Origin of the sequence: Pseudomonas massiliensis, from assembly GCF_000826105.1 — a bacterium.
Classification (GTDB): domain Bacteria; phylum Pseudomonadota; class Gammaproteobacteria; order Pseudomonadales; family Pseudomonadaceae; genus Aquipseudomonas; species Aquipseudomonas massiliensis.
This window is the reverse complement of record NZ_CCYK01000005.1, coordinates 146,692-171,245: the sequence shown is the minus strand read 5'-3', so window position 1 is coordinate 171,245 and position 24,554 is coordinate 146,692. Positions and strand designations below refer to the sequence as shown.

The window sequence follows — 24,554 nt, the reverse complement described above, 5'->3', positions numbered from 1 at the left end:
CTCAGTCCCGAGCGGCGTCTTTGCGCACCGGCTCTTCCACGCGGGTGTGTTGCCCGTCGATGGGCGGAGGCGGGGTGATCGGCGAGGTGGCTTGCGGGTGCACCGGCTGCTGGGGTTCGCTGGGCTTGTCGTCGTCGTTCATGGCCTTGCGAAAGCCCTTGATGGATTCACCCACATCGGTGCCGAGGTTCTTCAGCTTCTTGGTGCCAAAGACCAGCACGACCACGATGAGAATGACGATCCAGTGTTTCCAGTCAAAGATACCCATGGCAGCTCCGTAGAGATTGTCAGGCTTGCGGCTGGCGAGCCGCTTTTTCCGCGTGGCCGGACAGGCCGAAGCGGCGTTCGAGTTCATCCAGTACCGCCTGGGGGTGCTGGCCGAGCGCGGCGAGCATTACCAGGCTATGGAACCACAGATCCGCTGTCTCGTAGATGACATCACTGCAATCGCCGCTGCGCTCGGCATCCTTGGCGGCCAGTATGGTTTCCACGGATTCTTCCCCGACCTTCTCGAGGATCTTGTTCAGCCCTTTGTGATAAAGGCTGGCTACGTAGGAGCTGTCGGCCGAAGCGCCCTTGCGCTCCTCCAGCACCTCAGCCACGCGGGCGAGGGTGTCATTCATGCTTATGCCCTTGATAGATGGCGTGTGGATCTTTCAATACCGGCTCTACGGTAACCCAGGCGCCGTTCTCGAATACCCGGTAGAAGCAGCTTTCCCGGCCGGTATGACAGGCGATGCCGCCCAGTTGCTCTACCGCCATGACGATGACATCGGCGTCGCAGTCCAGGCGCAGCTGATGCACCTTCTGTACATGGCCGGACTCCTCGCCCTTGCGCCACAGACGGTTGCGTGAGCGCGACCAATAGATGGCACGCTGTTCGCTGGCGGTGAGCGCCAAGGCCTCGCGGTTCATCCAGGCCATCATTAGCACTCTTCCACTTTTGTGATCCTGGGCAATGGCCGGTACCAGGCCATCGCTGTTCCAGTTGATCTCGTCCAGCCAGTCTTTCATTGTTCGCTCCACTGCTATCGCCCTAGTGTGCCAGCCCCCGCTGCCAGTGGCTATCCGCGCGCCACCAGATACACACCCGACACCAGCATCACCCAGGCAGGCCAGCCTTCCATGCTGTTCAAGGCGCTGGCGGTAGTGGCCAGCACTGCCCCAGCGGCCAGCAGTATGCCGCCGACCACCCGCAAGGCTACCCGCTCGCTGGTGCGGCGCCAGGGTGGCGGTGGATCGCGCCGATGGGGTTGCGACATGCGTTCGAGGAGGTCCCGGGTCATGTTGGCCAGATGCGGCAGTTGTTCCAATTGGGCATGGGCGTTGCGCAGGACGGTACGCGGGCTCATGCGCTCGCGCATCCAGCGCTCGAGGAATGGCTGGGCTGTGGTCCAGAGGTCCAGGTCCGGGTACAACTGGCGGCCCAGGCCCTCGATGTTCAACAGTGTTTTCTGCAAAAGCACCAGTTGCGGCTGGACTTCCATGTTGAAACGGCGGGCCGTCTGGAACAGGCGCATCAGAACCTGGCCGAAGGAAATATCTTTCAGGGGTTTCTCGAAGATCGGCTCGCATACCGTACGAATGGCCGCTTCGAATTCATTGAGCTTGGTCTCGGCCGGCACCCAGCCCGAGTCGATGTGAAGCTGGGCCACCCGGCGGTAATCCCGCTTGAAGAAGGCGAACAGGTTGCGCGCCAGGTAGTCCTGGTCTTCGGGGGTCAGGCTGCCCACGATCCCGCAATCGATGGCGATGTAGCGAGGGTCCCACGGAGTTACCGTACTGACGAAGATGTTGCCCGGATGCATGTCGGCATGAAAGAAGCTGTCCCGGAAAACCTGGGTGAAAAAGATTTCAACGCCGCGCTCGGCCAGCAGCTTCATGTCGGTGCGCTGGTCCGCCAGGGTATCCAGGTCGTTCACCTGGATGCCGTAGATGCGCTCCATCACCAGCACCTTGGGCCGGCACCAGTCCCAGTAGATCTGAGGCACATAGAGTAGCGTCGAATCCTCGAAGTTGCGTCGTAGCTGGCTGGCGTTGGCTGCCTCGCGCAAAAGATCCAGCTCGTCGTAGATGGTCTTCTCGTAGTCCGCGACCACATCCACCGGGTGCAGCAGTCGCGCGTCGGCCGAAACCCGCTCGGCGGCGCGAGCCAGGATGAACAGCCAGGCAATATCCTGGCTGATGATCGGGCGCAATCCAGGACGGACCACCTTGACCACCACTTCCTCGCCGGTCTTGAGCCGGGCCGCGTGTACCTGCGCCACCGACGCGGAAGCCAGGGGTTCGACGTCGAAGCGGCTGAATATCGTACTGATCCTGGCGCCCAACTGGGACTCGATCAGTTGCATGGACTTCTGCGGATCGAACGGTGGCACGCGGTCTTGCAGCAGCATCAGTTCGTCGGCGATGTCTTCGGGCAACAGGTCGCGACGGGTAGAAAGAATCTGGCCGAACTTGATGAAGATCGGGCCCAGGTCCTGGAGGGCCAGGCGCAGGCAGGCTCCTCGGCTGAGCTGGCGATTGCTGCGGGGGAACCAGCGCCAGGGCATGCCGAAGCGCAGGATGCGCAGCCACCAGGGCAGGGGCAGTGCAAGGATGAGGTCATCGAGGCGGAAACGAATGGCAACGCGCAGGATGCGGAACAAACGACGTACGGCGGCGAGCAGCTTCATGCGTTTTCGCTGGCTTCAAGGGTTCGGAGCAGGCGGTCGAAGCGCGCCTGCAGGCGGTCGGTGTCGAGCTTGAGCTGGTCCAGCTCGCGCAGGCGCGCCTCGGCTTCACGCTTTCCGACCAGGGTTCGGGTTTCTTCGTTCAAGTAATCGCTAAGAGTGGCCAGCAACCGCTCGCCGCCTTCGCCAGCCCAGCGGGCCCGCAGGCGCAGGTGTCCGGCGAGCAATGCGGTGGGAACAGGCCCGAGCCAGCGGGAAAGTTCGTATTCCCAGTCCAGGTCCAGGTCCTGGAGCACCGCGGCCAGAGCCATCAGGGGCGCGCTATCGCCGTCGAGGGTGACGTCGGGCCTGTGGAGTACCCGGGTCTTGTCCTTGCGCACGGCCAGTTGCAGCAAGATGCCGAGCGGGGCGCGCAGGGTGCAGGCAGCCGGCGCTTCCCAATGACGGGCCAGGGTCAGGCCGGCGGGTCCGGGAATGATGAATACGCGCTGGGCAGGCTGCCGGCAGTCCACCAGGACCACCTGGCCGGACAGCCTGGCCAGGCGGGGTAAAGCGGTACTGTCCAGGCGCAGGGTGGCATTGAGCCCAGCCTCGACCCCGGCCAGCAAGGCATCGCTGAGCATCAGGGCTTGATGCCCCGGTGCAGAGCCACTATCCCCGAGGTCATGTTGTGGTAGGTGACCCGGTCGAAGCCGGCGTCGATCATCATGGCCTTGAGGGTTTCCTGGTCCGGGTGCATGCGGATCGATTCGGCCAGGTAGCGGTAGCTTTCGGCGTCGTTGGCGATCAGCTTGCCCATCAGCGGCATGAAGGCAAAGGAATAGGCGTCGTAGGCCTTGGACATGACCTTGTTGGTGGGCTTGGAAAACTCCAGCACCAACAGCCGCCCACCGGGCTTGAGCACGCGCAGCATGGAACGCAGGGCGTCTTCCTTGTGGGTGACGTTGCGCAGGCCGAAGGCGATGGTCACGCAGTCGAAATGGTTGTCCGGGAAGGGGAGCTTTTCAGCATCGGCCTGCACGAACTGCACGTTGCCGGCCACGCCCAGGTCCAGCAGGCGATCGCGCCCGACCTTGAGCATGGAAGCGTTGATATCGGCCAGCACCACTTCGCCAGTAGGCCCGACCAGCTGCGAGAACTTGCGCGTCAGGTCGCCGGTACCGCCGGCGATGTCCAGCACACGATTGCCCATGCGCACGCCGGACAACTCTATGGTGAAGCGCTTCCACAGCCGATGCATGCCGCCGGAGAGCAGGTCGTTCATTACGTCGTACTTGGCCGCGACCGAATGGAACACCTGCGCGACCTTCTCTGCCTTCTGGCTTTCGGGCACGTTCTGGTAGCCGAAGTGCGTGGTAGGTTCGCCGTCGCTGCCTTTGCGTTGATCGTTCATATCGCTGTCACCGGAAAAATTACTGGCCATTCTAATAGGCGCGCGTGGCATTTGTCTTGGCGGATGGCCGTTGTCGCGATCCGCGTTAATATGGCGGCCATTTTTCGATGAAGAGGTCTTCGATGAGCCAGATCCGGGTTGAGCGCGCGCACCAGTTGGGTAAAGAGGCAGCAAGGGAAAAGGCCGAGCGGCTGGTGGACAAGCTCGTCAGCAAATATGACATGAGCGCCCAATGGAATGGCGACGTGGTAGAGCTCAAGCGCAGTGGCGTCACTGGCCAGGTGGAAGTGGCCGAAGACAAGGTCGTAGTGGAAATGAAGCTGGGCATGATGCTGTCGATGATGGCCCCGATGATCGAATCGGAAATCAATCGCGCCCTGGACAAGGCGCTGGCCTGACAGGCGCTGGCTGGCAGTAGCTGGCCGCGACAGGCGCGAACACCGGCACCATGGCAGCGCTGGCCGAAAATCGGCTTCGCTTGTCGCGGAACAAATGCGATGCAAATCCGACCAATGCCTGAGCTGGTGGAATACACCGCCCGCTGGCATTGAGGAGTGCATCATGGCGAGCAAGAAGAAAGTGGACAAAGAAACCGCTTCCTGGATGGGCGGTATCGAAAAATATTCACGACAGATCTGGCTGGCTGGCCTGGGTGCTTACGCCCGTGGCGCGGCTGACGGCCACAAGCAATTCGAGGCGCTGGTCAAGGAAGGCGAGAAAGCCGAAAAGCTGGCCCGCGGCGAGATCGACAAGCAGATCGACCAGCAGGTGGAAACGGCCAAGGCCGTGGCTGGAACCAAGGCGAGCAGCCTGAAGGAAAAGAGCCTGGGCAAGTGGGGCGAACTCGAGGAAGCCTTCGACACTCGTCTGGACAGCGCTGTTTCGCGTCTTGGCCTGCCCACACGGGAAGAAATCGCCTCCCTGCAGCAGAAGGTGGATCTGGTGATGAGCCAGTTGCAACGGCTTACGGGCGCCTCGGCAGCGCAACCTGAAGCGGCCACGCCGAGCCAGGTGAGCAAAGCCGTCAAGGCGCCCCGGCGCGCTGCAAAGATCACTGAAGGCGCATCGCCGGAATCGGCTGTGGCTACCAAGCCCACCACTTCCACGCGGATCACCGCAGCCAAAAGCGGTGCCGCCACCAAGGCAGCGAAGCCCAAGGCGGTGAAGGCGCCCGTCAGCGACGCCCTATAACCTGGCCCTTCGCGGTGGGAAGCAGCGAAGCTGCCGAATCCGGCCTGTTATCCAGGTTTCGCTAGCTGCCGCTAGCTCCCACCGTCGGAAGCAGCGAAGCTGCCGAGCCCGCCAGTCAGGGTACGAATTTGACGACCGATTCCACCGGGTCTCGTGACTTACCTGCCGCATGCAAGGCCTGCAGATACTCTTCCCAGAGGCTGTCCCGGCGTGTGGCCAGCTCATAGAGGTAGTCCCAACTGTAGAGGCCGCTGTCGTGGCCATCGTCGAAGGTCAGCTTCAGCGCATACTGCCCAGCCGGCTCCAGTCCCACCAAGGCGACGTGCAACTTGCCGTATTGCAGCACCGGGTTGCCGTGGCCCTGGACCTCCGCCGAGGGCGAGTGCACCCGCAGGAATTCGGCAGGCAATGCATAGACCTCATCCGGACCGTAGGTCAGGGTGAGGGTTTTCGACGCCTTGTGCAGGTTGATGGCAGTCGGTATTCGACTCATCGGCTCGGCCCCTGAGGCAAATAGCGGCGCACGCCATGGCATGCGCCGCGATCGGACGGTACCCTCCGGTCAGAGGATGTAGCGAGACAGGTCTTCGTTTTCGGCCAACTCGCCCAGGTGGCTGTTGACGTAGGCGGCATCGATGAGAATGGGCGCGCCATTCTGCGAACCAGCCAGGTCACCGGCGCTGAACGATACTTCCTCGAGCAGGCGTTCGAGCAAGGTATGCAAGCGGCGAGCACCAATATTCTCGGTTTTCTCGTTCACCTGCCAGGCGATCTCGGCCAGGCGCTTGATGCCGTCCGGCTGGAACTCCACCCCGAGCCCCTCGGTTTTCAACAGCTCACGGTATTGCTCTGTCAGGGAGGCATGAGGCTCGCTGAGAATGCGCTCGAAATCGCCCGGCGTGAGCGCTTTCAATTCCACCCGGATGGGCAGGCGGCCCTGAAGCTCCGGAACCAGGTCGCTCGGCTTGCTCAAGTGGAAGGCGCCCGAGGCAATGAACAGGATATGGTCCGTCTTGACCATGCCCAACTTGGTGTTCACGGTGCAGCCTTCGATCAGGGGCAGCAGGTCGCGCTGCACGCCCTCGCGGGAAACATCGGCGCCACCTACGTTGCCTCGCTTGGCAACCTTGTCGATCTCGTCAATGAAGACGATACCGTTCTGCTCGACCGCTTCGAGCGCCTGGGCCTTGAGTTCCTCTTCATTGACCAGGCGGCTGGCTTCCTCGTCACGTACCAGCTTGAGCGCTTCCTTGACCTTCAGCTTGCGCGCCTTGCGACGCCCCTTGCCCATATTGGCGAACAGGCTCTGCAGCTGGTTGGTCATTTCCTCCATTCCTGGCGGGGCGGAAATATCGACTCCCACGGCATCGGCGACTTCGATCTCGATTTCCTTGTCGTCGAGTTGGCCTTCACGCAGCCGCTTGCGGAACAGCTGGCGGGTGTTGGAATCCGCGCTAGGCGCCGGGTCTTCGTTGAAGCCTACGCGCGCCGGTGGCAGCAGCGCATCGAGGATGCGGTCCTCGGCGGCATCTTCGGCACGATGACGCACTTTGATCATTTCCTGCTCGCGCAGCATCTTCATCGCCGCATCGGCGAGGTCACGGATGATGGACTCGACATCGCGGCCCACATAGCCGACCTCGGTGAACTTGGTCGCTTCAACCTTGAGGAAGGGCGCGTTGGCGAGCTTGGCCAGGCGCCGGGCGATCTCGGTCTTGCCTACGCCGGTGGGGCCGATCATCAGGATGTTCTTGGGAGTGACTTCGGCGCGCAGTTCGGCGGGTAGTTGCATGCGCCGCCAGCGATTGCGCAAGGCGATGGCGACAGCGCGCTTGGCGTCATCCTGGCCGATGATGTGGCGGTTGAGTTCGTGGACGATCTCGCGGGGGGTCATGGACATGGCGTTAACGGCCTCGGGCATGTCACTGCGCGAGGTCCTGCTCCTCGATGGTCAGGTGATGATTGGTGAAAACGCAGATGTCCGCGGCGATATTCAAGGCGGACTCGGCGATTTCCCGTGCCGACAGATCGGTCTTGTTCAGCAGGGCGCGGGCCGCGGCCTGGGCGAATGCCCCGCCGGAGCCCATGGCGATCAACCCGTCCTCGGGCTCCACCACGTCGCCATTGCCGGTGATGATCAGGGACGCGTCCTTGTTGGCGACGGCCAGCATGGCCTCGAGCCGGCTCAAGGAGCGGTCGGTGCGCCAATCCTTGGCCAGCTCGACAGCGGCGCGTACCAGATGGCCCTGGTGTTTTTCCAATTGAGCTTCGAAGCGCTCGAAAAGCGTGAAGGCATCGGCCGTGGCGCCAGCGAAGCCAGCGATCACCTGGCCGTGATACAGGCGGCGTACCTTGCGCGCATTGCCTTTCATCACGGTATTGCCCAGGGAAACCTGGCCGTCCCCGCCCATGACGACTTTGCCGTGGCGGCGGACTGATACGATGGTGGTCAAGGGAAGGTCCTCAGGCTGCGGGGCGAAACTGCCCAATGCAGCATGATGTGGGGATAGCGGCGGGGAATTTCAACCGGGGCTGCAACACCCCGGCCAGGGCGCCCTAGGCAGGCGCGTCCTTGCAGGCTCGCTCGCTTGCTACGCCGGAGCGGCTAACGCGTTTGCCGTTGCTGCAGCAACAGGTTGTTGAAGCCGCTGCCGGCCAGCATCTTCTGCGCGGCGGTGAGCTGTTCCCGGTTGCTGAACGGCCCGACCAGCACACGGTACCAGGTTTCCTCCTTCACCATCCCCGACTCGACCTGCACGGCCTGGCCGAGCAGGATGATCTGGGCGCGTACCTTGTCAGCGTCCGTCTGCTTGCGGAACGAGCCGGCCTGCAGATAGTACTGGGTAGTGGCGGCCGGCTTGATGACCGGTGGCGGCGGTGGCGGCACCTGGCCGGACAACGCTGCCTGGGCACGGGCCGTATCGATCTTGGCGGCCTCGGCCGGGGTGACCGGCTGGGCAGGCACGGGTGGCGTTTTCTCCGGTACAGCCTCGGGCGGCACTATGACCTCGGATTCGGGCAGCAAGGTGTAGAAGTCATACTTGGGCTTGATCTTCTCGGGGCTGGGCGGTGTTTTTTCCGCCTCGGCTGCCTTGCTCGCCGTCTTCTGCTCCTCCGGCTTGGTCCGCTTGACGTCGTTATGGCCCGGTTCGAGCTTCATCAGGAAAACGATGAACGCGCCTACCGACAGCCCGATGGCCAGCCACAGCCAGCCCGGAATGGGCTTCTTGGCCGGCGGGGCATTGCGGCTGGCGCCACGCTTGGGTGCAGGTTTCTTCGCCGCCACCTTACATACGCTCCAAGGTTTCCAGGCCCAGCAGCTCCAGGCCCTGTTTCAAGGTCAGGCCGGTCAATGCCGCCAGGCGCAACCGGCTTTGCTGTTGCTCGGGGGTCTGGGCCGCGAGAATCGGGCAGTTCTCATAGAAGCTGGAGAACAGCCCTGCCACGTCGTAGAGGTAGCTACACAGCACATGAGGCGTGCCCTTTTCGGCCACCGTGTTGAGCACTTCGCCGAACTGGGCCAGCCTGGCGGCCAGGTCCTGCTCATGGGCGGCCTCCAGCCGGATATGCCCGTCGGCCTCCTCATAGCCCTTGCCCAGCTTGCGGAACACCCCTGCCACCCGGGTGTAGGCATACAGCAAGTAAGGCGCGGTATTGCCTTCGAAATTGAGCATCAGGTCGAAGTTGAAGCTGTAGTCGCTGGTCCGATGCTTGGACAGGTCCGCGTATTTGACGGCGCCGATGCCGACCACTCGCGCGATCTCGCGCAGGCGGCTGTCTTCCAGGTCAGGGTTTTTCTCCTTGACCAAGGCATAGGCCCGCTGCTCGGCTTCGTCGAGCAGGTCGATCAGTTTCACGGTGCCGCCGTCACGCGTCTTGAAAGGCCGCCCGTCCGCGCCGTTCATGGTGCCGAAGCCCATGTGCTCGGTCGCCATGCCATTGGTGATGAAGCCGGCGCGTCGGGCAACTTCGAACACCTGCTGGAAATGCAGAGCCTGACGTTGATCGACGAAGTACAGGGCCCGGTCCGCCTTGAGCACATTGCTGCGGTAGCGCACCGCGGCCAGGTCCGTGGTGGCGTATAGGTAGCCCCCGCCGGCCTTCTGCACGATCACAGGCAACGGGTTGCCTTCGGCGGTCTTGAATTCCTCCAGGAACACGCACTGGGCCCCCTCGCTTTCCACCAGCAGGCCCTTGGCGCGCAGGTCGGCGACTACGCTGGGAAGGTCCTCGTTATAGGCGCTTTCGCCCATGACGTCGTTTGGGGTCAGCCGAACGTTGAGACGCTCGTAGGTTTTCTGGCAATGGGAAAGCGAGATTTCATTGAAACGCTTCCACAGGCTCAGGCAGTCCGGGTCGCCGGCCTGCAGCTTCACTACCAGGCTGCGGGCGCGTTCGGCGAATTCGGCCGATTCGTCGAAACGCTTCTTGGCGGCGCGGTAGAAGTTTTCCAGGTCCGACAGTTGGTCGCTGTCAGCGGGATTTTCCTCCAGGTAGGCCAGCAGCATGCCGAACTGGGTACCCCAGTCGCCCACGTGGTTCTGGCGGATCACGGTATCGCCCAGGAACTCCAGGACATTGGCCACGGCGTCGCCAATGATGGTCGAGCGCAGGTGCCCCACGTGCATTTCCTTGGCCAGGTTCGGCGCGGACAGGTCCACCACCACGCGCTGGGCGGGGCTGCCCTTGCGTACTCCGAGCTTGCGGTCGGCCAGCGCGCTGTCGAGTCGCGCGGCCAGCGCCTCGGTGTTCTGGAAGAAATTGATGAAGCCAGGGCCGGCGATTTCCGCCTTGCTCAACTGAGGGTCGGCAGGCAGGGCGGCGATGATCTTTTCCGCCAGGTCGCGCGGCTTCAGACCAGCGGGCTTGGCCAGCATCATGGCGATGTTGCTGGCGAAATCCCCGTGGCTCTTGTCCCGGCTGTTCTCGACCTGGATCGCCGGGGTCAGCCCGGCAGGCAGCACGCCGTCCTCGACGAGGCGGGTGAGGGCATGTTGGATCAGCAGGCGAATGGTGTCTTTCATGATCGTCTCGTGTGCCGCGAAGCGGCGGCGCGGCAAGCGCGGGTTGAAAAACTGGGCATTATCCGTTCATGGGCCGGGCTTGCCAACCTTCGCGGCGGCTCAATAGAGGTCGATGGGGTCAACATCCAGGGCCCAGCGCACCTGGCGGCCGCCGGGCAACCGCTCCAGTTGCAGCACCCACAGGCTGAGCAAGCGGTGCAAGGGCGCCCGGGCATTGGCTTGCAACAACAGCTGAGCCCGGTAACGGCCGGCGCGCCTTTCCATGGGGGCTGGAACCGGGCCCAGCAGTTCGACCGCGCCGACGCCCAGGCTGTCACGCAGCCGCTCGGCTTCGATGCAAGCCTGGTCCAGAAAGGCCTCGGCCTGCCCTGGTCTGTGAGCTTCGGCACGCAGTAGCGCCAGGTGGCAGAACGGCGGCAATCCAGCGCTGCGACGTTCGCTCAGGGCCTGGGCTGCGAAAGCGGCATACCCCTCTTCGGTCAATTGCACCAGCAACGGGTGATCGGCCATATGGCTCTGGATGATGGTGCGCCCCGGCTCTTCAGCACGCCCGGCGCGCCCGGCGACCTGTACGATCAACTGGGCCATGCGCTCGGCGGCGCGGAAATCGGCGGAGAAGAGACCGCCGTCGGCGTCCAGGATGGCGACCAGGGTGACCCGGGGGAAATGATGTCCTTTTGCGAGCATCTGGGTGCCAACCAGAATGCACGGCTCGCCGCGCTGCACGCGAGCGAACAACTGCGCCATGGCATCCTTGCGCGAGGTGCTGTCGCGATCTACCCGCAATACCGGCACATCCGGAAACAGGGTTCTCAAGCGGTCCTCGGCCCGCTCGGTTCCGGCGCCGACGGGACGCAGATCCACCGAGTGGCAGGTCGGGCATTGCCGCGGGCGTGGCGCCGCGTGGCCGCAGTGGTGGCAGCGCAGCTCTCCGGAGCGCAGATGCACAGTCATGCGCGCATCGCAACGCGGGCATTCCGACAGCCAACTGCATTCATGGCACAGCAGGGTTGGGGCATAGCCGCGCCGGTTGAGGAACACGAGCACCTGTTGGCCCAGGGCGAGCACCTGGCCGATGGCTTGCTGCAAGGGTGGGCTCATGCCGCTGTCGAGGGGGCGGCTTTTCACATCCAGGCGCAAGTAGCGCGGCGGGCTGGCGCCGCCGGCCCGTTGCTCCATGCGTAGCAGCCCATAGCGACCAGCATGGGCGTTGTGCAGACTTTCCAGCGAAGGCGTGGCCGAGCCGAGCACCACAGGGATGTTTTCCTGGCGAGCACGTACCACCGCCAGGTCCCGGGCGTGATAACGCAGACCTTCCTGCTGTTTATAGGAAGCATCGTGTTCCTCATCGATGATGATCAGCCCCGGATGGCGCATGGGCGTGAACAAGGCCGAGCGGGTGCCAATAATGATGTCGGCGTCACCGTCGCGGGCCGCCAGCCAGGCATCGAGGCGGTCACGGTCATTCACTGCCGAATGCACCAGCGCGATCCGGGCGTTGAATCGCTGTTCGAAGCGCAACAGGGTTTGTGGCCCCAGGTTGATCTCCGGGATCAGCACCAGTGCCTGCCTGCCTGCCTTGAGCGCCTGGTGAATCAATTGAAGATAGACCTCGGTCTTGCCGCTGCCGGTGACGCCAGCCAGAAGAAAGGCATGAAACTCGCCAAATCCGGCCCGCACCGCTTCGAAAGCACCGCGCTGCTCCGAATTGAGTGGCAGTTCCGGCTGCGCCAGCCAATGGGCATGCCGCTGGGCAGGGGCCTGGCTGCGTACCTCGACCCGCGCCAGGCCCTTGCCCAGCAGTGCATCGAGGCTGTCCTTGGCAAGGCCGAGCCGAGGCAGCAACGAGTGAGGGACTCCATGAGGGTGCTGTGCGAGCGCCTTGAAGGCTTCTCTTTGTCGAGGCGCGCGCGCCAGGCGCGGATCAGTGGCCCTTGCGCCCTCGGTTATGCTCCAGAAACGCTCCTGGCGGGCCTCTGCCGGTTCGCCTTGGCGCAGCAGCGTGGGCAATGCCCAGGACAGGGTATCCCCCAGGCTGTGCTGATAGTACTGGGATGTCCACAGGCACAGGCCCCAGAGGCTTTCAGGTATCGGTGGATTGTCATCGAGCAGGGCGCTGGCAGCTTTGAGCTTGTCCCTGGGTACGTCGGAATGCTCCGCTACTTCCACCAGCACCCCGATGATTTCGCGGCGGCCGAAGGGCACCCGCAAGCGCATGCCCGGAAGCCATGCCGCTGGCGTGGGCCCGGCTGGCGCGCGATAGTCGAACAGGCGGCGCAGCGGAGAAGGCAGGGCAAGGCGCAGGATGACGTCGGGCACGAAGGGCTTCCAGGGCAGCGGGCAAAGCGAGCGGCAAGCCTAACACCCCGGCGGCGACTACCGGTAGCGGCTGCGCTTGCGTCCCCGGCGCGCTCTGGTAATATGCCGGACCCCAGTTCGTGCGGTATCCGGCAATGGTGCCGGGTGGCGGCGCGACCACAGAGGAATACCCCATGAAGCCTGAAATCCATCCGAAATACGAAGCCATCGACGCTACCTGCAGCTGCGGTAACGTCATCAAGACCCGTTCTACCCTGGCCCAGCCCCTGAGCCTGGACGTGTGCAACGAGTGCCACCCGTTCTACACCGGCAAGCAGAAGATGCTGGATACCGGCGGCCGTGTCGACCGCTTCAAGCAGCGCTTCGGCGTGTTTGGCGCCGCGAAGAGCAACTGAGGCTCCGCGCGTTGGCAAGCCTTCGAGGCTTGGCCAGGCTGATCAAAAAAGCGTCCCTCGTGGGCGCTTTTTTATTGCCCGCGTTTTTCCTCGGCCAGGTGCGGGCCGAATGTCCCCTACCGGCGACGCTGCCGCTGGCTCAGGTTGCGCGGGTGGTCGATGGCGATACTCTGCGCTTGGCGGATGGGCGAAGCGTGCGACTGATTGGTATCAATACGCCCGAAATGGGACACAGAGGACGTGCGGATGAGCCGGGCGCCAAGGCGGCCCGCGATCGCCTGCAGGCACTGGTGAAAGAGAACGGCGGCAAGGTCGCGATCCGACCGGGCGCTGAACCCCATGACCGTCACGGCCGAACCCTGGCTCATGTGTATACGCCCCAGGGCCGGAATATCGAAGCCATTCTGCTGGGCGAAGGGCTTGGCTTTCAAGTGGTGGTGCCGCCGAACGATGCCTTGTGGGCGTGCCATGCGGCCGCTGAACGTAGCGCGCGGCAGGTGGGCCTGGGGGTGTGGCGCGGGTTCAGCCCGCGACCGGTAGCGAGCCTCGAGCAGGCGGGCTTTGCCATCGTCAGCGGGAGGATTCAGAGAATCGACCGTAACCGCGGTGGCACCTGGATCGACCTTGAGGGCGGTCTGGTATTGCAGGTGCGGCAGGCGGACGCGCATCTGTTCGAAGGCAGCCTGCGAAGCTTGCGGACAGGGCAGGCTGTCGAGGCGCGAGGCTGGATCGTCGACCGGCGCCGTCGGTCGGACCAGGCCTCCGGGCAAGCTCCCTGGCTGCTCCGCCTGACATCACCCACCATGCTCGAACTGTTGTCATCTGCGGCCAAAGTCGTACCTTCTAACCCTTGACAGCGGGTGACTGGGCAGTCTTGTCGCGACTATCCTTTGTGCGTATCCTCGGCGCTCCGAAAAGTTCAACAGTCAAGCGGAACGCCACCATGTCAGATCTGAAAACTGCCGCTCTCGAATACCATGCCCAACCTCGTCCGGGGAAACTGAGCGTCGAACTCACCAAGGCGACCGCTACCGCGCGCGACCTGTCCCTGGCCTACAGCCCGGGCGTCGCCGAGCCTGTGCGTGAAATCGGCCGTGACCCTGAACTGGCATACAAGTACACCGGCAAGGGCAACCTGGTGGCAGTGATCTCTGACGGTACCGCCATTCTCGGCCTGGGTAACCTGGGCCCTCTGGCGTCCAAGCCGGTCATGGAAGGCAAGGGCGTTCTGTTCAAGCGTTTCGCTGGCGTGGATGTGTTCGACATCGAAGTGGATGCGGAAAGCCCGCAAGCGTTCATCGACACGGTCAAGCGTATTTCGATCACCTTCGGTGGCATCAATCTGGAAGACATCAAGGCGCCTGAATGCTTCGAGATCGAGCGTGCCCTGATCGAGCAATGCGACATCCCGGTTTTCCATGACGACCAGCACGGTACCGCCATCGTGACCGCGGCGGGCATGCTCAACGCGCTGGAAATCGCCGGCAAGCAGCTCGAGGAAGCCAAGATCGTCTGCCTGGGCGCCGGTGCCGCGGCCATTTCCTGCATGAAGCTGCTGATCAGCATGGGCGCGAAGGTCGAGAACATCTACATGATCGATCGCGTCGGTGTCATCCACGCTGGTCGCGACGACCTGAACCAGTACAAGGCTGTCTTTGCTCACGAAACCGACAAGCGCACCCTGGCCGATGCCCTGGACGGCGCTGACGTCTTCGTCGGGCTCTCGGGGCCGAACCTGCTCAGTCCCGAGGGTCTCAAGAGCATGGCGGCCAACCCGATCGTGTTCGCTTGCTCGAACCCCGATCCGGAAATCTCCCCGGAGCTGGCCCATGCCACCAGGGATGACGTCATCATGGCGACTGGCCGTTCGGACTACCCGAACCAGGTCAACAACGTGCTGGGCTTCCCCTTCATCTTCCGTGGCGCGCTGGACGTGCGCGCCAAGCGCATCAACGAGGAAATGAAGATCGCCGCCGCCTACGCCCTGCGTGATCTGGCCAAGCTGCCGGTGCCGAAGGAAGTCTGCGAGGCTTACAACGTAGACAGCCTGAGCTTCGGCCGTGAGTACATCATTCCCAAGCCTCTGGATGTCCGCTTGATCGAAGTGGTATCCGATGCGGTAGCCAAGGCGGCCATCGAGACCGGCGTGGCGACCCTGCCGTACCCGGCCAACTACCCGCTCAAGAGCGTGGATGACGTATTCAAGGGTTGATGACCCTGCAATGAAGAACCGGCCTGATGGCCGGTTTTTTAATGCCTGAAATATGAACATTCGCCAGCTGGGACTGGCGCCCGACCGGGCCACAGGGCCCGGCGGTACCCTGTCAGAACAGGTCCATGGGCGCTGCTTCGTCCGCTGGCAACGGGCTGCCAGGTGCGCCGTTGCCCAGTTCGTTGACTGAAGGCGGGGTGTCCTCGCTCTTGAACAGTTCGAAGTAGGCATTGGGCGTGGCCGGAGTGGCCGCGCGGCCGCTGACAGGGTCGACCCGCAGGCTGACGATGCCTTCCGGCTCAGGCTGGGTATGCGGCGGCTTGTCCTTGAGCGCGGCGCCCATGTAGTTCATCCAGATGGGCAGGGCCACCGTGCCGCCGAACTCCTTGTGGCCCAGGGTTTCAGGCTGGTCGAAGCCCGTCCAGACCGTGGTCATGTAGTCAGCGTTGTAGCCGGAGAACCAGGCGTCCTTCGAATCGTTGGTGGTACCCGTCTTGCCTGCGATGTCTGGACGGTTCATGGCCAGGGCACGGCGTCCGGTGCCTTTCTTGATGACGTCCTGCAGCATGCTGGTAAGGATGTAGGTTGTACGGCCATCGACGATACGGGGCGCATATTGAGGTGTCGTTGCCTCTGGTGCCCTGGTTCCGGTTTGGGCGTCGTTGCTCGTGGCCTCGGTGACGACGGGCGCTGGCGGCTCGCTGGCCTCTTCGGCCTTGGTAGGCACCACGGCCGGGTTGGCGGTGAACAGAACATCACCGTTACGGCTCTCGATCTTCTGGATCAAGTATGGGCTGACCTTGAACCCGCCATTGGCGAAGGTGCTCCAGCCCGTGGCGATTTCCATCGGAGTCAGGGTTGCGGTGCCGAGGGCCAGGGAGAGGTTGCGCGGCAAGTCCTGGCGATTGAAGCCGAAGCGGGTGATGTAGTCGATGGTATGGTCGACGCCCAGGCTCTGGAGCACCCTGATCGAGACCAGGTTGCGGGACTTGTACAGGGCTTCGCGCAGGCGTATCGGGCCAAGGAACGTATTGGTGTCGTTCTTCGGCCGCCAGACCTTGTCGAGGAATTCGTCCACGAACACGATCGGGGCATCATTGACCAGGCTGGCGGGGGTGTAGCCATTATCCAGGGCGGCACTATAGATGAAGGGCTTGAAGCTTGAGCCCGGCTGCCGCTTCGCCTGGGTGGCACGGTTGTAGTTGCTCTGCTCGAAGGCGAAGCCACCGACCAGCGCCCTGATGGCGCCGTCATGCGGGTCCAGGGAAACGAGCGCGCTCTGGGCGGTGGGCACCTGGCTGAACCTGAGGCTGCCATCGTCCTGGCGCTGGACGCGGATCAGGTCGCCGACCTGGGCGACATCCGCCGGCTGGCTCGGCGCGCGGCCCTGACTGTTGGTATTGAGGAATGGTCGCGCCCACTTCATGCTGTCCCAACTCACGGGCTCTTGCTTGTCGTCCCGGGTCAGTACCGTCAGGCCGGCCTTGTCCACATGGGTGACGATCGCCGGCTCCAGCGAGTTGAGCGGGCGCTGGCGCGTCAGCTCGGCGAGCCAGGCTTCGCGGGTCTTGCCAGGCAGTCGGGACTCGGGCCCGCGATAGCCATGGCGCTGGTCATAGGTGAGCAGGCCCTCGAGAACGGCCTTGTTGGCGTGTTCCTGCAGGTTGCTCGGCACCGTGGTGGTGACCCGGAAGCCCTCGGTATAGGCCGCGCTGCCGAACCGCCCGACCATTTCGGCGCGGGCCATCTCGGCGATGTAGGGCGCATTCACCTCAGGGGTGGGGACGTGGTAACTGGCGTTGATGGGCTCGGCCAGGGCGGTGTCATAGCTGGCCTGGTCGATCTTGCCCAGCTTGTACATGCGGCCCAGGATCCAGTCCCGACGCTCCTTGGCGCGTGCCGGGTTGGCCAGGGGGTTGAAGCGTGAGGGAGCCTTCGGCAGGCCGGCGATCATCGCCATCTGGGCCAGGCTGCAGTCCCGGATGGACTTGCCGTAGTACACCTGCGCCGCGGCCTCGATGCCGTAGGCCCGGTTGCCCAGGTAGATCTTGTTCACGTACAGCTCGAGGATCTCGTCCTTGGTCAGCTCGCGTTCGATCTGCAAGGCCAGCAGAATTTCGTTGGTCTTGCGCGAGAAGCTGCGCTCGCTGGTCAGGAAGTAGTTCTTCGCCACCTGCATGGTGATGGTGCTGCCGCCGGTCTGGATGTGGCCGCTACGCAGCAGTTGGCTGGCGGCGCGGACCAGGCTGGAAGGGTCCACTCCGTAATGGTTCTCGAAGTTGTCGTCCTCGGCGGACAGCAGGGCCTGGATGAAATGAGGCGGGATGTCGGAAAACTTGATCGGAGACCGGCGCATCTCGCCAAATTCTGCTATCAATTTGCCGTCGCTGCTGTAAACCCGAAGAGGAATTTGCAACTGAACGCTTTTCAGAGCCTCCACGGACGGCAGGCCGGGGCTAAGATACAGATATGCGCCGCTCAGGCCGAGCAGAAGCCCGCATACCACGGCGAGGAAGGTCCAGCAGAAAAACTTGAGCAGGCGGATCAAGGCTTTCGGATTTCCATTGAGAATTGGGGCTTGGCGGCAAGCATGGGCCAAGGCAAAAAAACGCTCGGCATTATAAGCAATTTGGGGTGGAGCGTCATTTGCGCTTCTGTCAAGACTGCTATTAAATGCCGGGTACCATAAACGGTCCGTAAGTCGCGGATAGTGCTAGGGAATTGGCAGTGCTAGGACTCTTCAGCAAGAAAGCGAGCTCGCTTCTGGGGATCGACATCAGCTCCACTTCGGTCAAGCTGTTGGAGCTGAGCCGGGTAGGTGATCGTTTCAAGGTGGAGTCCTACGCAGTCGAGCCCCTGCCCGTCAATGCGGTGGTCGAGAAGAACATTGCCGAGCTCGAGGGTGTGGGCAACGCCCTGCTGCGCGTCGTGGCCAAGGCGCGCACGCCTACTCGCGGCGTGGCGCTGGCGGTTTCCGGCTCGGCGGTCATCACCAAGTCCATCGAAATGGACGCGGGCATGACCGATGATGAAATGGAGAACCAGCTCAAGCTGGAGGCCGACCAGTACATTCCTTACCCCCTCGAGGAAGTCGCCATCGACTTCGAGGTGCAAGGCCCCTCCGCGCGCAATCCTGAACGAGTCGAAGTATTGCTGGCCGCCTGCCGCAAGGAAAACGTCGAAGTTCGCGAAGCGGCCCTGGCCGTGGCCGGCCTGAGCGCCCGGGTAGTCGATGTCGAAGCCTATGCCTTGGAACGAGCGTTCGGTCTGCTGGCGCCGCAACTGCGGGATGCCGAGCGGCCACTGACCGTGGCGGTGGTGGATGTAGGCGCCACCTTGACTACCTTGAGCGTGTTGCATGGTGGCCGCATTATCTATACCCGCGAGCAGCTGTTCGGCGGGCGCCAGCTCACGGAGGAAATCCAGCGCCGCTATGGGCTCAGCGTGGAGGAGGCCGGCCTGGCCAAGAAGCAGGGCGGGTTGCCGGACGACTACGTGGCCGAGGTGCTGCAACCCTTCCGCGAAGCGGTTGTGCAGCAGGTGTCACGCTCGTTACAGTTCTTTTTTGCAGCAGGGCAGTTCCATCAGGTTGACTATATCGTGCTTGCCGGGGGCACGGCTTCCCTGGCAGGCCTGGATCAACTCATCCAGCAACGCATCGGCACGCCTACGCTGGTGGCCAACCCCTTCGCGGACATGGCCCTGAACAGCAAGGTCAATGCCGGTGCCCTGGCCAGTGACGCCCCGGCGCTGATGATCGCTTGCGGGCTGGCGCTCAGGAGCTTCGACTGATGGCACGCATCAACCTGTTGCCCTGGCGGGAGCAGTTGCGCGAAGAGCGCAAGAAGCAATTCTTCATGCTGCTGGCGGCGGTGGTGCTGTTCAGCGGCGGAGTCATTTTCCTGGCCAGCCAGTATATTTCCGGGCAGATCGACCGCCAGACCGCCCGCAACAACTATCTGCAAACCCAGAATGCCAACCTTGAACAACGGATCAAGGCCATCAGCGAGCTCAAGACCCGCCGCAAGCAGCTGCTGGCGCGCATGCGCATCATTCAGGACCTGCAAGGCAACCGGCCGATCATAGGGCGCATCTTCGATCAGCTGGTTCGCACCTTGCCGGACGGGGTCTATTTCACCGAGGTGAAGATGGTCGACAAGCAGATCAACATCTCCGGGGCCGCCGAATCCAACAATCGGGTATCGGACCTGATGCGAAACCTCGATGCCTCGCCCTGGCTCGAATCGCCCACCCTTACCGAAGTCAAGGCCAAGACCGACGACGCCAGCGACGAGAGCGCCGCGGCCGACATCGGCACCGACCAGGCCAACCTGTTCCAGCTGTCCGTACGGCAAACCGCGCCGGCGGTGGAGGAGGTCGATAAATGAAGGGGGCAGCCTGGCTGGACAGCCTGAAGAAAGTCGAGCTGAGCGAGCTCGATGTCAACAACATGGGCAGCTGGCCCGGCCCGGTGAAGGTCATCGCGGCCATTCTGCTGGCCTTGCTTCTGCTCGGGCTGGGTTATTACTTCCGCCTACAGGATCTGGAAGCGGACCTGGACGCCCATATCGCCCAAGAGGAAACGCTACGCCAGCAGTACGCGACCAAGGCTTTCCAGGCAGCGAACCTGGAAGCCTACACGGCCCAGATGAAGGAAATGGAAACGTCATTCGGTGCCATGCTGCGTCAGCTTCCCAGCGATACCGAGGTGCCTGGCCTGCTGGAAGACATCACTCGCACCGGCCTGGGTGCCGGGCTGGAATTCCAGGAAATCAAGCTGTTGCCGGAAACGGCCCAGCAGTTCTACATCGAGCTGCCTATCCAGATCACCGTCACCGGCAATTACCATGACCTGGCGACCTTCGTCAGCGGAGTGGCAAGCCTGCCCCGGATCGTCACCCTGCATGACTTCGACGTGAAGCCCGCCAACCAGGGCAATGCCTCGCAGCTGCGCATGCAGATCCTGGCCAAGACCTACCGTTACAACGACAAGGGGCTGCCACAATGAAGGCCTGGGCCAAGGCGGGCCTGCTGTTGGTCATCACCGTGCTTTCCGCTTGTGGCGGCTCGGACGATTTTTCCGATATAGATGCGTTTCTCAAGGAAGTGAACGAGAAGCCCAAGGGCACCATCGAGCCCATCCCGCGTTTTCAGGCGTACCAGGCCTTCACCTATCAGGCGTCGGACCTGCGCAGCCCCTTCCAGCCACCCATCCGTGTGGAACAGGCGAATCGGCCCAAGGGGTCGAAGGATATTCATCCTGATCCGAATCGGGTGAAGCAGTTCCTGGAGGGCTTCAATATCGAGGATTTCGAAATGGTCGGCACCCTGGCCAATGCCGGTGGGCGTTTTGCCTTGATGAAAGGCGGCGGAGGCGTGCATCGGGTGAAGGTAGGCGACTACATTGGCCAGAACGATGGCAAGATCATCGCTATCAGCGACACAGAAGTCGATGTGGTGGAACTCGTTCCGGACGGCGAAGGGGGGTGGCTCGAACGGCCACGCGCCATTTTGCTCAAGGAACCCTCCTGACGGGTCGGTACAGCATGCTCAGTGGAAAACAACGATGAACAGGATCCTCTCCGCCCTAGGCGCCGCGCTGGTCGCGATGCTGGTGTCGCCAGCCCTGCTGGCGGCCACCCTGAAGTCGGTCGATGTAGCCGCGTTGCCGGGTGATCGCGTGGAGCTGAAGCTGTCCTTCGACAGCCCGGTAACCGCGCCACGCGGCTATACCACCGAAGATCCGGCCCGCATCGCCCTGGACTTTCCCGGCGTGGTGACCCAGGTCGCCAACCGTAGCCGCGACCTGGGCGTGGGCAACGCACGCACCCTGGCCTTGATCGAAGCCAAGGACCGTACGCGCCTGATCGTCAACCTGGCCACCCTGGTGCCCTACAGTACCCGGGTCGAAGGCAACAATGTCTTCGTGCTCATCGGTCCGGGCGCCAATGCCGTCCAGGCCTCCACCGGCACAGCCCCCAAAGCAGCGTCCGCGCCAGCCGCCGCATCCCGGACGACAACGGCCGCCGCGCCCCGGGCCCCGGTCGTGGGTATTCCAGGCAGAGCCATCCGCAATGTGGACTTCCAGCGCGGCGCGCTTGGCGAGGGCAACGTGGTCATCGACCTGAGCGACCCGTCGATCAGCCCTGATGTAAAGGAACAGGGCGGCCGGATCATAGTCACATTCGCCCGTACCGCCTTGCCGGATCCACTCAGGCTGCGCCTGGACGTCAAGGACTTCGCCACACCGGTGCAGTTCGTCAGTTCCACCCAGGCAGGCGAGGCCTCCACGGTTTCAATAGAGGCGTCCGGAGCGTTCGACTATTCGGCCTTCCAGACCGAGAACCGGTTGACCATCAGCGTCCGGCCGCTCACCAACGAAGACGTGCAGCGTCGCAACGCCGACCGCAATGTATACACCGGCGAGAAGCTCTCGCTGAATTTCCAGGACATCGATGTCCGGTCGGTGCTCCAGCTGATCGCCGATTTCACCAACCTCAACCTGGTTGCCAGTGATACCGTTCAAGGCGGCATTACCCTGCGGCTGCAGAATGTCCCGTGGGACCAGGCCCTGGACCTGGTGCTCAAGACCAAGGGGCTGGACAAGCGCAAGGTGGGCAACGTGCTGCTGGTGGCGCCAGCGGACGAGATCGCCGCCCGCGAACGCCAGGAACTTGAATCCCAGAAGCAGCTGCAGGAACTCGCCCCGCTGCGTCGGGACCTGATCCAGGTGAACTATGCCAAGGCCGCCGACATCGCCAAGCTGTTTCAGTCTGTGACCGGCTCCAAGGACAATACCGACGCGCGCGGGTCCATCACCGTGGACGACCGCACCAACAGCATCATCGCCTACCAGACTCAGGAAAGCCTCGATGAGCTGCGTCGCATCGTGGCCCAGCTGGATATCCCCGTGCGGCAGGTGATGATCGAAGCACGCATCGTCGAGGCCACCGTCGGCTACGACAAGTCCCTGGGGGTACGCTGGGGTGGCACTTCCACCGGCCATGGCAATACCACCATCTACGGCCTGGATAACAATGGCGACGAGTCGGGCAATACAGGCACCGATACCGGCACCAACGTACCCTTCGTGGACATGGGCGCCACTGACGCCACGTCAGGTATCGGCCTGGGCTTCGTTACCAACAATACCTTGATCGACCTCGAGCTCAGCGCAATGGAGGCAACCGGCAATGGCGAGGTAGTGTCCCAGCCCAAGGTAGTCACTTCCGACAAGGAAACGGCCAAGATCCTCAAGGGGCAGGAAATTCCCTACCAGGAATCCAGTTCCAGCGGCGCGACCACGGTTTCCTTCAAGGAAGCGTCGCTGTCCCTGGAGGTCACGCCGCAAATCACTCCAGACAACCGCATCATCATGGAGGTGAAGGTGACCAAGGACGCCCCTGACTACCTGAACGAGGTACTGGGCGTACCGCCTATCGACAAGAACGAAGTCAACGCCAAGGTATTGGTGAATGACGGCGAGACCATCGTCATCGGTGGAGTGTTCTCCAATACCCAGAACAAGACCACGCAGAAAGTCCCCTTCCTGGGCGATGTGCCGTACATAGGCCGGCTATTCCGCAGCGATACGGTCTCGGAAGAAAAATCCGAGCTGCTGGTATTCCTGACTCCGCGTATCATGAACAACCAGGCGATTGCTGTGAGTCATTGATTCTGTGCGAAATCTGATACTCGTTGGGCCGATGGGCGCGGGAAAGAGCACCATCGGCCGTTTGCTGGCCAAAGAGTTGCGTTTGCCGTTCCGGGATTCCGACAAGGAAATCGAGACTCGCTGTGGGGCGAACATCCCGTGGATCTTCGACCGTGAGGGCGAGGCGGGCTTTCGCGAGCGCGAACATGCCATGCTGGGCGAGCTTTGCGCCTACGATGGCGTGGTCCTGGCCACGGGCGGCGGCGCGGTGATGCGCGACACCAATCGGCGGATCCTGCGCGCCGGGGGGCGTGTGGTGTATCTTCACGCCTCGGTCGAGCAGCAGGTGGGCCGTACCGCCCGTGACCGCAACCGGCCATTGCTGCGTACGCCGAACCCGGAGGCTACCCTGCGCGCTCTCCTGGAGATCCGGGATCCCCTCTACCGGGAGATCGCCGACCTGGTGGTGGAAACGGATGAGCGTCCACCCCGCATGGTCGTTCTCGACATTCTCGAGCGCTTGCGTCAACTGCCACCCAGATGACGCGCGCCGCTATCACGACCCATGGCTACAGAACCGGACTTGCAAAGCGATGCGAACACTCAAGGTCGAACTGGCTGAACGCAGCTACCCGATTCATATTGGCGAAAACCTGCTGGGCAACCCGGAGCTGATCCAGCCCCACCTGGCCGGACGACAGGTAGCGGTGGTGACCAATGAAACGGTCGCTCCCTTGTACCTTGAACAGCTCTGCAAGGGGTTGGAAGGGCGTTCGATACGACCTGTCATCCTTCCGGACGGCGAGGCGTTCAAGAACTGGGAAACCTTGCAGCTCATCTTCGACGGCCTTCTGGAAAGCCGTCACGACCGTCGCACCACCATCGTCGCCCTTGGTGGCGGCGTGGTGGGGGACATGGCCGGGTTCGCCGCGGCCTGCTATCAGCGGGGCGTGGACTTCATCCAGGTACCGACCACCCTGCTGTCCCAGGTCGACTCTTCCGTAGGCGGCAAGACCGGCATCAATCACCCCCTGGGCAAAAACATGATCGGAGCCTTCTACCAGCCCAAGGCCGTGCTCATCGATACCGCCACGCTGCGCTCGCTACCGCCACGGGAGCTGTCGGCCGGCCTGGCCGAAGTGATCAAGTACGGGCTGATCTGCGACGAACCTTTCCTTGCCTGGCTCGAAGACAACATCCACGCCTTGCGCAGCCTGGACCAGGCCGCGCTCACCGAAGCCATCAGCCGCTCCTGCGCCGCCAAGGCGGTGGTGGTCAATGCCGATGAGCGGGAAGCTGGCGTCCGCGCCACTCTGAACCTCGGCCATACGTTCGGCCACGCCATCGAGACCCAGATGGGGTATGGTGTGTGGCTGCATGGAGAAGCCGTGGCCGCCGGTACGGCCATGGCGCTGGAAATGTCCATGCGCCTGGGCTGGCTTGATCGCGCGGCGCGCGACCGCGGCATTGCCCTGCTGGTACGCGCGGGATTGCCGGTTGTCCCGCCCGCCGAGATGGGGCCGGATGATTTCATGCGCCACATGGCCGTGGACAAGAAAGTGCTCGATGGCCGCATGCGCCTGGTCCTGCTCAGTCGCCTGGGCGAGGCGGTAGTGACCGATGAATACGCACCCGAGATACTCCAGGCCACGCTGACGTCGGATTACGGCGCCATCGTGGATCAGCTTTGAGGT

The 24,554-nt window shown here is 63.0% G+C and carries 25 protein-coding genes; 12 read left to right on the top strand and 13 right to left on the bottom strand.

Annotated features, from left to right (window positions below; genetic code table 11):
* Position 1: 1 nt before the first annotated feature.
* The 6 genes from BN1188_RS04205 to ubiE are packed head-to-tail and all read right to left on the bottom strand — an operon-like array spanning position 2 to position 4,065.
* Positions 2-268 carry a twin-arginine translocase TatA/TatE family subunit gene (locus tag BN1188_RS04205; protein WP_040260097.1) on the bottom strand — a complete coding sequence of 89 codons (267 nt, stop codon included), beginning with the start codon at positions 266-268 and terminating at the stop codon, positions 2-4.
* 19 nt (positions 269-287) lie between these two features.
* Complete coding sequence (locus BN1188_RS04200; protein WP_040260092.1) at positions 288-623, bottom strand: phosphoribosyl-ATP diphosphatase; 336 nt, start codon at positions 621-623, stop codon at positions 288-290.
* On the bottom strand, positions 616-1,014 hold the full coding sequence (hisI, locus tag BN1188_RS04195; protein WP_040260091.1) for a phosphoribosyl-AMP cyclohydrolase: 399 nt from the start codon (positions 1,012-1,014) through the stop codon (positions 616-618). The genes BN1188_RS04200 and hisI overlap by 8 nt, the downstream gene beginning before the upstream one ends.
* 50 nt (positions 1,015-1,064) lie before the next feature.
* Positions 1,065-2,675, bottom strand: coding sequence for a ubiquinone biosynthesis regulatory protein kinase UbiB (ubiB, locus tag BN1188_RS04190; protein ID WP_040260089.1), 1,611 nt, complete (start codon positions 2,673-2,675; stop codon positions 1,065-1,067).
* Entirely contained in the window at positions 2,672-3,295 is a 624-nt protein-coding gene (locus BN1188_RS04185; RefSeq protein WP_040260088.1) for a ubiquinone biosynthesis accessory factor UbiJ, read from the bottom strand. The genes ubiB and BN1188_RS04185 overlap by 4 nt, the downstream gene beginning before the upstream one ends.
* Positions 3,295-4,065: a bifunctional demethylmenaquinone methyltransferase/2-methoxy-6-polyprenyl-1,4-benzoquinol methylase UbiE gene (ubiE, locus tag BN1188_RS04180; RefSeq protein ID WP_040260087.1), complete on the bottom strand. Its 771-nt coding sequence runs from the start codon at positions 4,063-4,065 to the stop codon at positions 3,295-3,297. The genes BN1188_RS04185 and ubiE overlap by 1 nt, the downstream gene beginning before the upstream one ends.
* A 122-nt stretch (positions 4,066-4,187) precedes the next feature.
* Between ubiE and BN1188_RS04175 the strand changes: the two genes are divergently transcribed.
* Positions 4,188-4,463, top strand: a complete 276-nt coding sequence (locus BN1188_RS04175) for a polyhydroxyalkanoic acid system family protein (RefSeq protein ID WP_040260086.1) — start codon at positions 4,188-4,190, stop codon at positions 4,461-4,463.
* 163 nt (positions 4,464-4,626) lie between these two features.
* On the top strand, positions 4,627-5,256 hold the full coding sequence (locus tag BN1188_RS04170; protein ID WP_052469148.1) for a phasin family protein: 630 nt from the start codon (positions 4,627-4,629) through the stop codon (positions 5,254-5,256).
* 115 nt (positions 5,257-5,371) lie between these two features.
* Here BN1188_RS04170 and BN1188_RS04165 read toward each other — a convergent pair whose 3' ends face one another.
* The 6 genes from BN1188_RS04165 to BN1188_RS04140 all read right to left on the bottom strand — a co-directional run bounded on the left by BN1188_RS04165 (position 5,372) and on the right by BN1188_RS04140 (position 12,599).
* Complete coding sequence (locus BN1188_RS04165) at positions 5,372-5,749, bottom strand: gamma-butyrobetaine hydroxylase family protein (protein WP_040260085.1); 378 nt, start codon at positions 5,747-5,749, stop codon at positions 5,372-5,374.
* Between the two features lie 69 nt (positions 5,750-5,818).
* Positions 5,819-7,156: an ATP-dependent protease ATPase subunit HslU gene (gene hslU, locus BN1188_RS04160; RefSeq protein WP_040260527.1), complete on the bottom strand. Its 1,338-nt coding sequence runs from the start codon at positions 7,154-7,156 to the stop codon at positions 5,819-5,821.
* Between the two features lie 22 nt (positions 7,157-7,178).
* Positions 7,179-7,709, bottom strand: coding sequence for an ATP-dependent protease subunit HslV (gene hslV, locus BN1188_RS04155; protein WP_040260526.1), 531 nt, complete (start codon positions 7,707-7,709; stop codon positions 7,179-7,181).
* A 152-nt stretch (positions 7,710-7,861) separates the two neighbouring features.
* Positions 7,862-8,542 carry an SPOR domain-containing protein gene (locus tag BN1188_RS04150; protein WP_040260084.1) on the bottom strand — a complete coding sequence of 227 codons (681 nt, stop codon included), beginning with the start codon at positions 8,540-8,542 and terminating at the stop codon, positions 7,862-7,864.
* Between the two features lies 1 nt (position 8,543).
* The gene (gene argS / locus BN1188_RS04145) at positions 8,544-10,280 is read right to left on the bottom strand and encodes an arginine--tRNA ligase (protein WP_040260082.1); all 1,737 of its coding nucleotides are present in this window, start codon (positions 10,278-10,280) and stop codon (positions 8,544-8,546) included.
* 99 nt (positions 10,281-10,379) lie between these two features.
* The gene (locus tag BN1188_RS04140) at positions 10,380-12,599 is read right to left on the bottom strand and encodes a primosomal protein N' (protein ID WP_040260080.1); all 2,220 of its coding nucleotides are present in this window, start codon (positions 12,597-12,599) and stop codon (positions 10,380-10,382) included.
* A 173-nt stretch (positions 12,600-12,772) separates the two neighbouring features.
* Here BN1188_RS04140 and rpmE point away from each other — a divergent pair, with 173 nt between their 5' ends.
* From rpmE to BN1188_RS04125, 3 genes are all read left to right on the top strand, one after another.
* The gene (rpmE, locus tag BN1188_RS04135; RefSeq protein WP_040260078.1) at positions 12,773-12,994 is read left to right on the top strand and encodes a 50S ribosomal protein L31; all 222 of its coding nucleotides are present in this window, start codon (positions 12,773-12,775) and stop codon (positions 12,992-12,994) included.
* Positions 12,995-13,053: 59 nt separating this feature from the next.
* The gene (locus BN1188_RS04130; protein WP_232430895.1) at positions 13,054-13,848 is read left to right on the top strand and encodes a thermonuclease family protein; all 795 of its coding nucleotides are present in this window, start codon (positions 13,054-13,056) and stop codon (positions 13,846-13,848) included.
* Between the two features lie 89 nt (positions 13,849-13,937).
* The gene (locus BN1188_RS04125; protein ID WP_040260077.1) at positions 13,938-15,206 is read left to right on the top strand and encodes a malic enzyme-like NAD(P)-binding protein; all 1,269 of its coding nucleotides are present in this window, start codon (positions 13,938-13,940) and stop codon (positions 15,204-15,206) included.
* 112 nt (positions 15,207-15,318) lie between these two features.
* On the opposite strand, the gene BN1188_RS04120 is transcribed toward BN1188_RS04125, so the two are convergent.
* Positions 15,319-17,751, bottom strand: coding sequence for a penicillin-binding protein 1A (locus tag BN1188_RS04120; protein WP_408633577.1), 2,433 nt, complete (start codon positions 17,749-17,751; stop codon positions 15,319-15,321).
* 182 nt (positions 17,752-17,933) lie between these two features.
* Here BN1188_RS04120 and BN1188_RS04115 point away from each other — a divergent pair, with 182 nt between their 5' ends.
* Genes BN1188_RS04115 through aroB form a run of 7 tightly spaced genes read left to right on the top strand, consistent with a single transcriptional unit; the run spans position 17,934 to position 24,551 of the window.
* Positions 17,934-18,998, top strand: a complete 1,065-nt coding sequence (locus BN1188_RS04115) for a pilus assembly protein PilM (RefSeq protein WP_040260074.1) — start codon at positions 17,934-17,936, stop codon at positions 18,996-18,998.
* Positions 18,998-19,594, top strand: a complete 597-nt coding sequence (locus BN1188_RS04110; RefSeq protein WP_040260073.1) for a PilN domain-containing protein — start codon at positions 18,998-19,000, stop codon at positions 19,592-19,594. The genes BN1188_RS04115 and BN1188_RS04110 overlap by 1 nt, the downstream gene beginning before the upstream one ends.
* Positions 19,591-20,214, top strand: a complete 624-nt coding sequence (pilO, locus tag BN1188_RS04105; RefSeq protein WP_040260071.1) for a type 4a pilus biogenesis protein PilO — start codon at positions 19,591-19,593, stop codon at positions 20,212-20,214. The genes BN1188_RS04110 and pilO overlap by 4 nt, the downstream gene beginning before the upstream one ends.
* Positions 20,211-20,738 carry a pilus assembly protein PilP gene (locus BN1188_RS04100; RefSeq protein WP_040260069.1) on the top strand — a complete coding sequence of 176 codons (528 nt, stop codon included), beginning with the start codon at positions 20,211-20,213 and terminating at the stop codon, positions 20,736-20,738. Before pilO ends, BN1188_RS04100 begins: the two co-directional genes overlap by 4 nt.
* A gap of 34 nt (positions 20,739-20,772) precedes the next feature.
* Positions 20,773-22,881 (top strand): type IV pilus secretin PilQ, encoded by a 2,109-nt coding sequence (locus BN1188_RS04095; protein ID WP_040260068.1) that lies wholly within the window; start codon positions 20,773-20,775, stop codon positions 22,879-22,881.
* 4 nt (positions 22,882-22,885) lie between these two features.
* Entirely contained in the window at positions 22,886-23,404 is a 519-nt protein-coding gene (gene aroK, locus BN1188_RS04090; RefSeq protein ID WP_040260067.1) for a shikimate kinase AroK, read from the top strand.
* A gap of 49 nt (positions 23,405-23,453) precedes the next feature.
* On the top strand, positions 23,454-24,551 hold the full coding sequence (aroB, locus tag BN1188_RS04085) for a 3-dehydroquinate synthase (protein ID WP_040260065.1): 1,098 nt from the start codon (positions 23,454-23,456) through the stop codon (positions 24,549-24,551).
* Positions 24,552-24,554 lie beyond the last annotated feature (3 nt).

What these genes read in the sequence shown, in the direction of transcription:
- BN1188_RS04170 (WP_052469148.1), top strand. Translation starts at nt 4,627, where the DNA reads ATGGCGAGCAAGAAGAAAGTGGACAAAGAAACCGCTTCCTGGATGGGC.
- BN1188_RS04185 (WP_040260088.1), bottom strand. Translation starts at nt 3,295, where the DNA reads ATGCTCAGCGATGCCTTGCTGGCCGGGGTCGAGGCTGGGCTCAATGCC.
- rpmE (WP_040260078.1), top strand. Translation starts at nt 12,773, where the DNA reads ATGAAGCCTGAAATCCATCCGAAATACGAAGCCATCGACGCTACCTGC.
- BN1188_RS04175 (WP_040260086.1), top strand. Translation starts at nt 4,188, where the DNA reads ATGAGCCAGATCCGGGTTGAGCGCGCGCACCAGTTGGGTAAAGAGGCA.
- BN1188_RS04110 (WP_040260073.1), top strand. Translation starts at nt 18,998, where the DNA reads ATGGCACGCATCAACCTGTTGCCCTGGCGGGAGCAGTTGCGCGAAGAG.
- BN1188_RS04095 (WP_040260068.1), top strand. Translation starts at nt 20,773, where the DNA reads ATGAACAGGATCCTCTCCGCCCTAGGCGCCGCGCTGGTCGCGATGCTG.
- aroB (WP_040260065.1), top strand. Translation starts at nt 23,454, where the DNA reads ATGCGAACACTCAAGGTCGAACTGGCTGAACGCAGCTACCCGATTCAT.
- ubiE (WP_040260087.1), bottom strand. Translation starts at nt 4,065, where the DNA reads ATGAACGATCAACGCAAAGGCAGCGACGGCGAACCTACCACGCACTTC.
- pilO (WP_040260071.1), top strand. Translation starts at nt 19,591, where the DNA reads ATGAAGGGGGCAGCCTGGCTGGACAGCCTGAAGAAAGTCGAGCTGAGC.
- BN1188_RS04100 (WP_040260069.1), top strand. Translation starts at nt 20,211, where the DNA reads ATGAAGGCCTGGGCCAAGGCGGGCCTGCTGTTGGTCATCACCGTGCTT.
- hisI (WP_040260091.1), bottom strand. Translation starts at nt 1,014, where the DNA reads ATGAAAGACTGGCTGGACGAGATCAACTGGAACAGCGATGGCCTGGTA.
- BN1188_RS04205 (WP_040260097.1), bottom strand. Translation starts at nt 268, where the DNA reads ATGGGTATCTTTGACTGGAAACACTGGATCGTCATTCTCATCGTGGTC.
- BN1188_RS04165 (WP_040260085.1), bottom strand. Translation starts at nt 5,749, where the DNA reads ATGAGTCGAATACCGACTGCCATCAACCTGCACAAGGCGTCGAAAACC.
- BN1188_RS04200 (WP_040260092.1), bottom strand. Translation starts at nt 623, where the DNA reads ATGAATGACACCCTCGCCCGCGTGGCTGAGGTGCTGGAGGAGCGCAAG.
- hslU (WP_040260527.1), bottom strand. Translation starts at nt 7,156, where the DNA reads ATGTCCATGACCCCCCGCGAGATCGTCCACGAACTCAACCGCCACATC.
- argS (WP_040260082.1), bottom strand. Translation starts at nt 10,280, where the DNA reads ATGAAAGACACCATTCGCCTGCTGATCCAACATGCCCTCACCCGCCTC.
- ubiB (WP_040260089.1), bottom strand. Translation starts at nt 2,675, where the DNA reads ATGAAGCTGCTCGCCGCCGTACGTCGTTTGTTCCGCATCCTGCGCGTT.
- BN1188_RS04125 (WP_040260077.1), top strand. Translation starts at nt 13,938, where the DNA reads ATGTCAGATCTGAAAACTGCCGCTCTCGAATACCATGCCCAACCTCGT.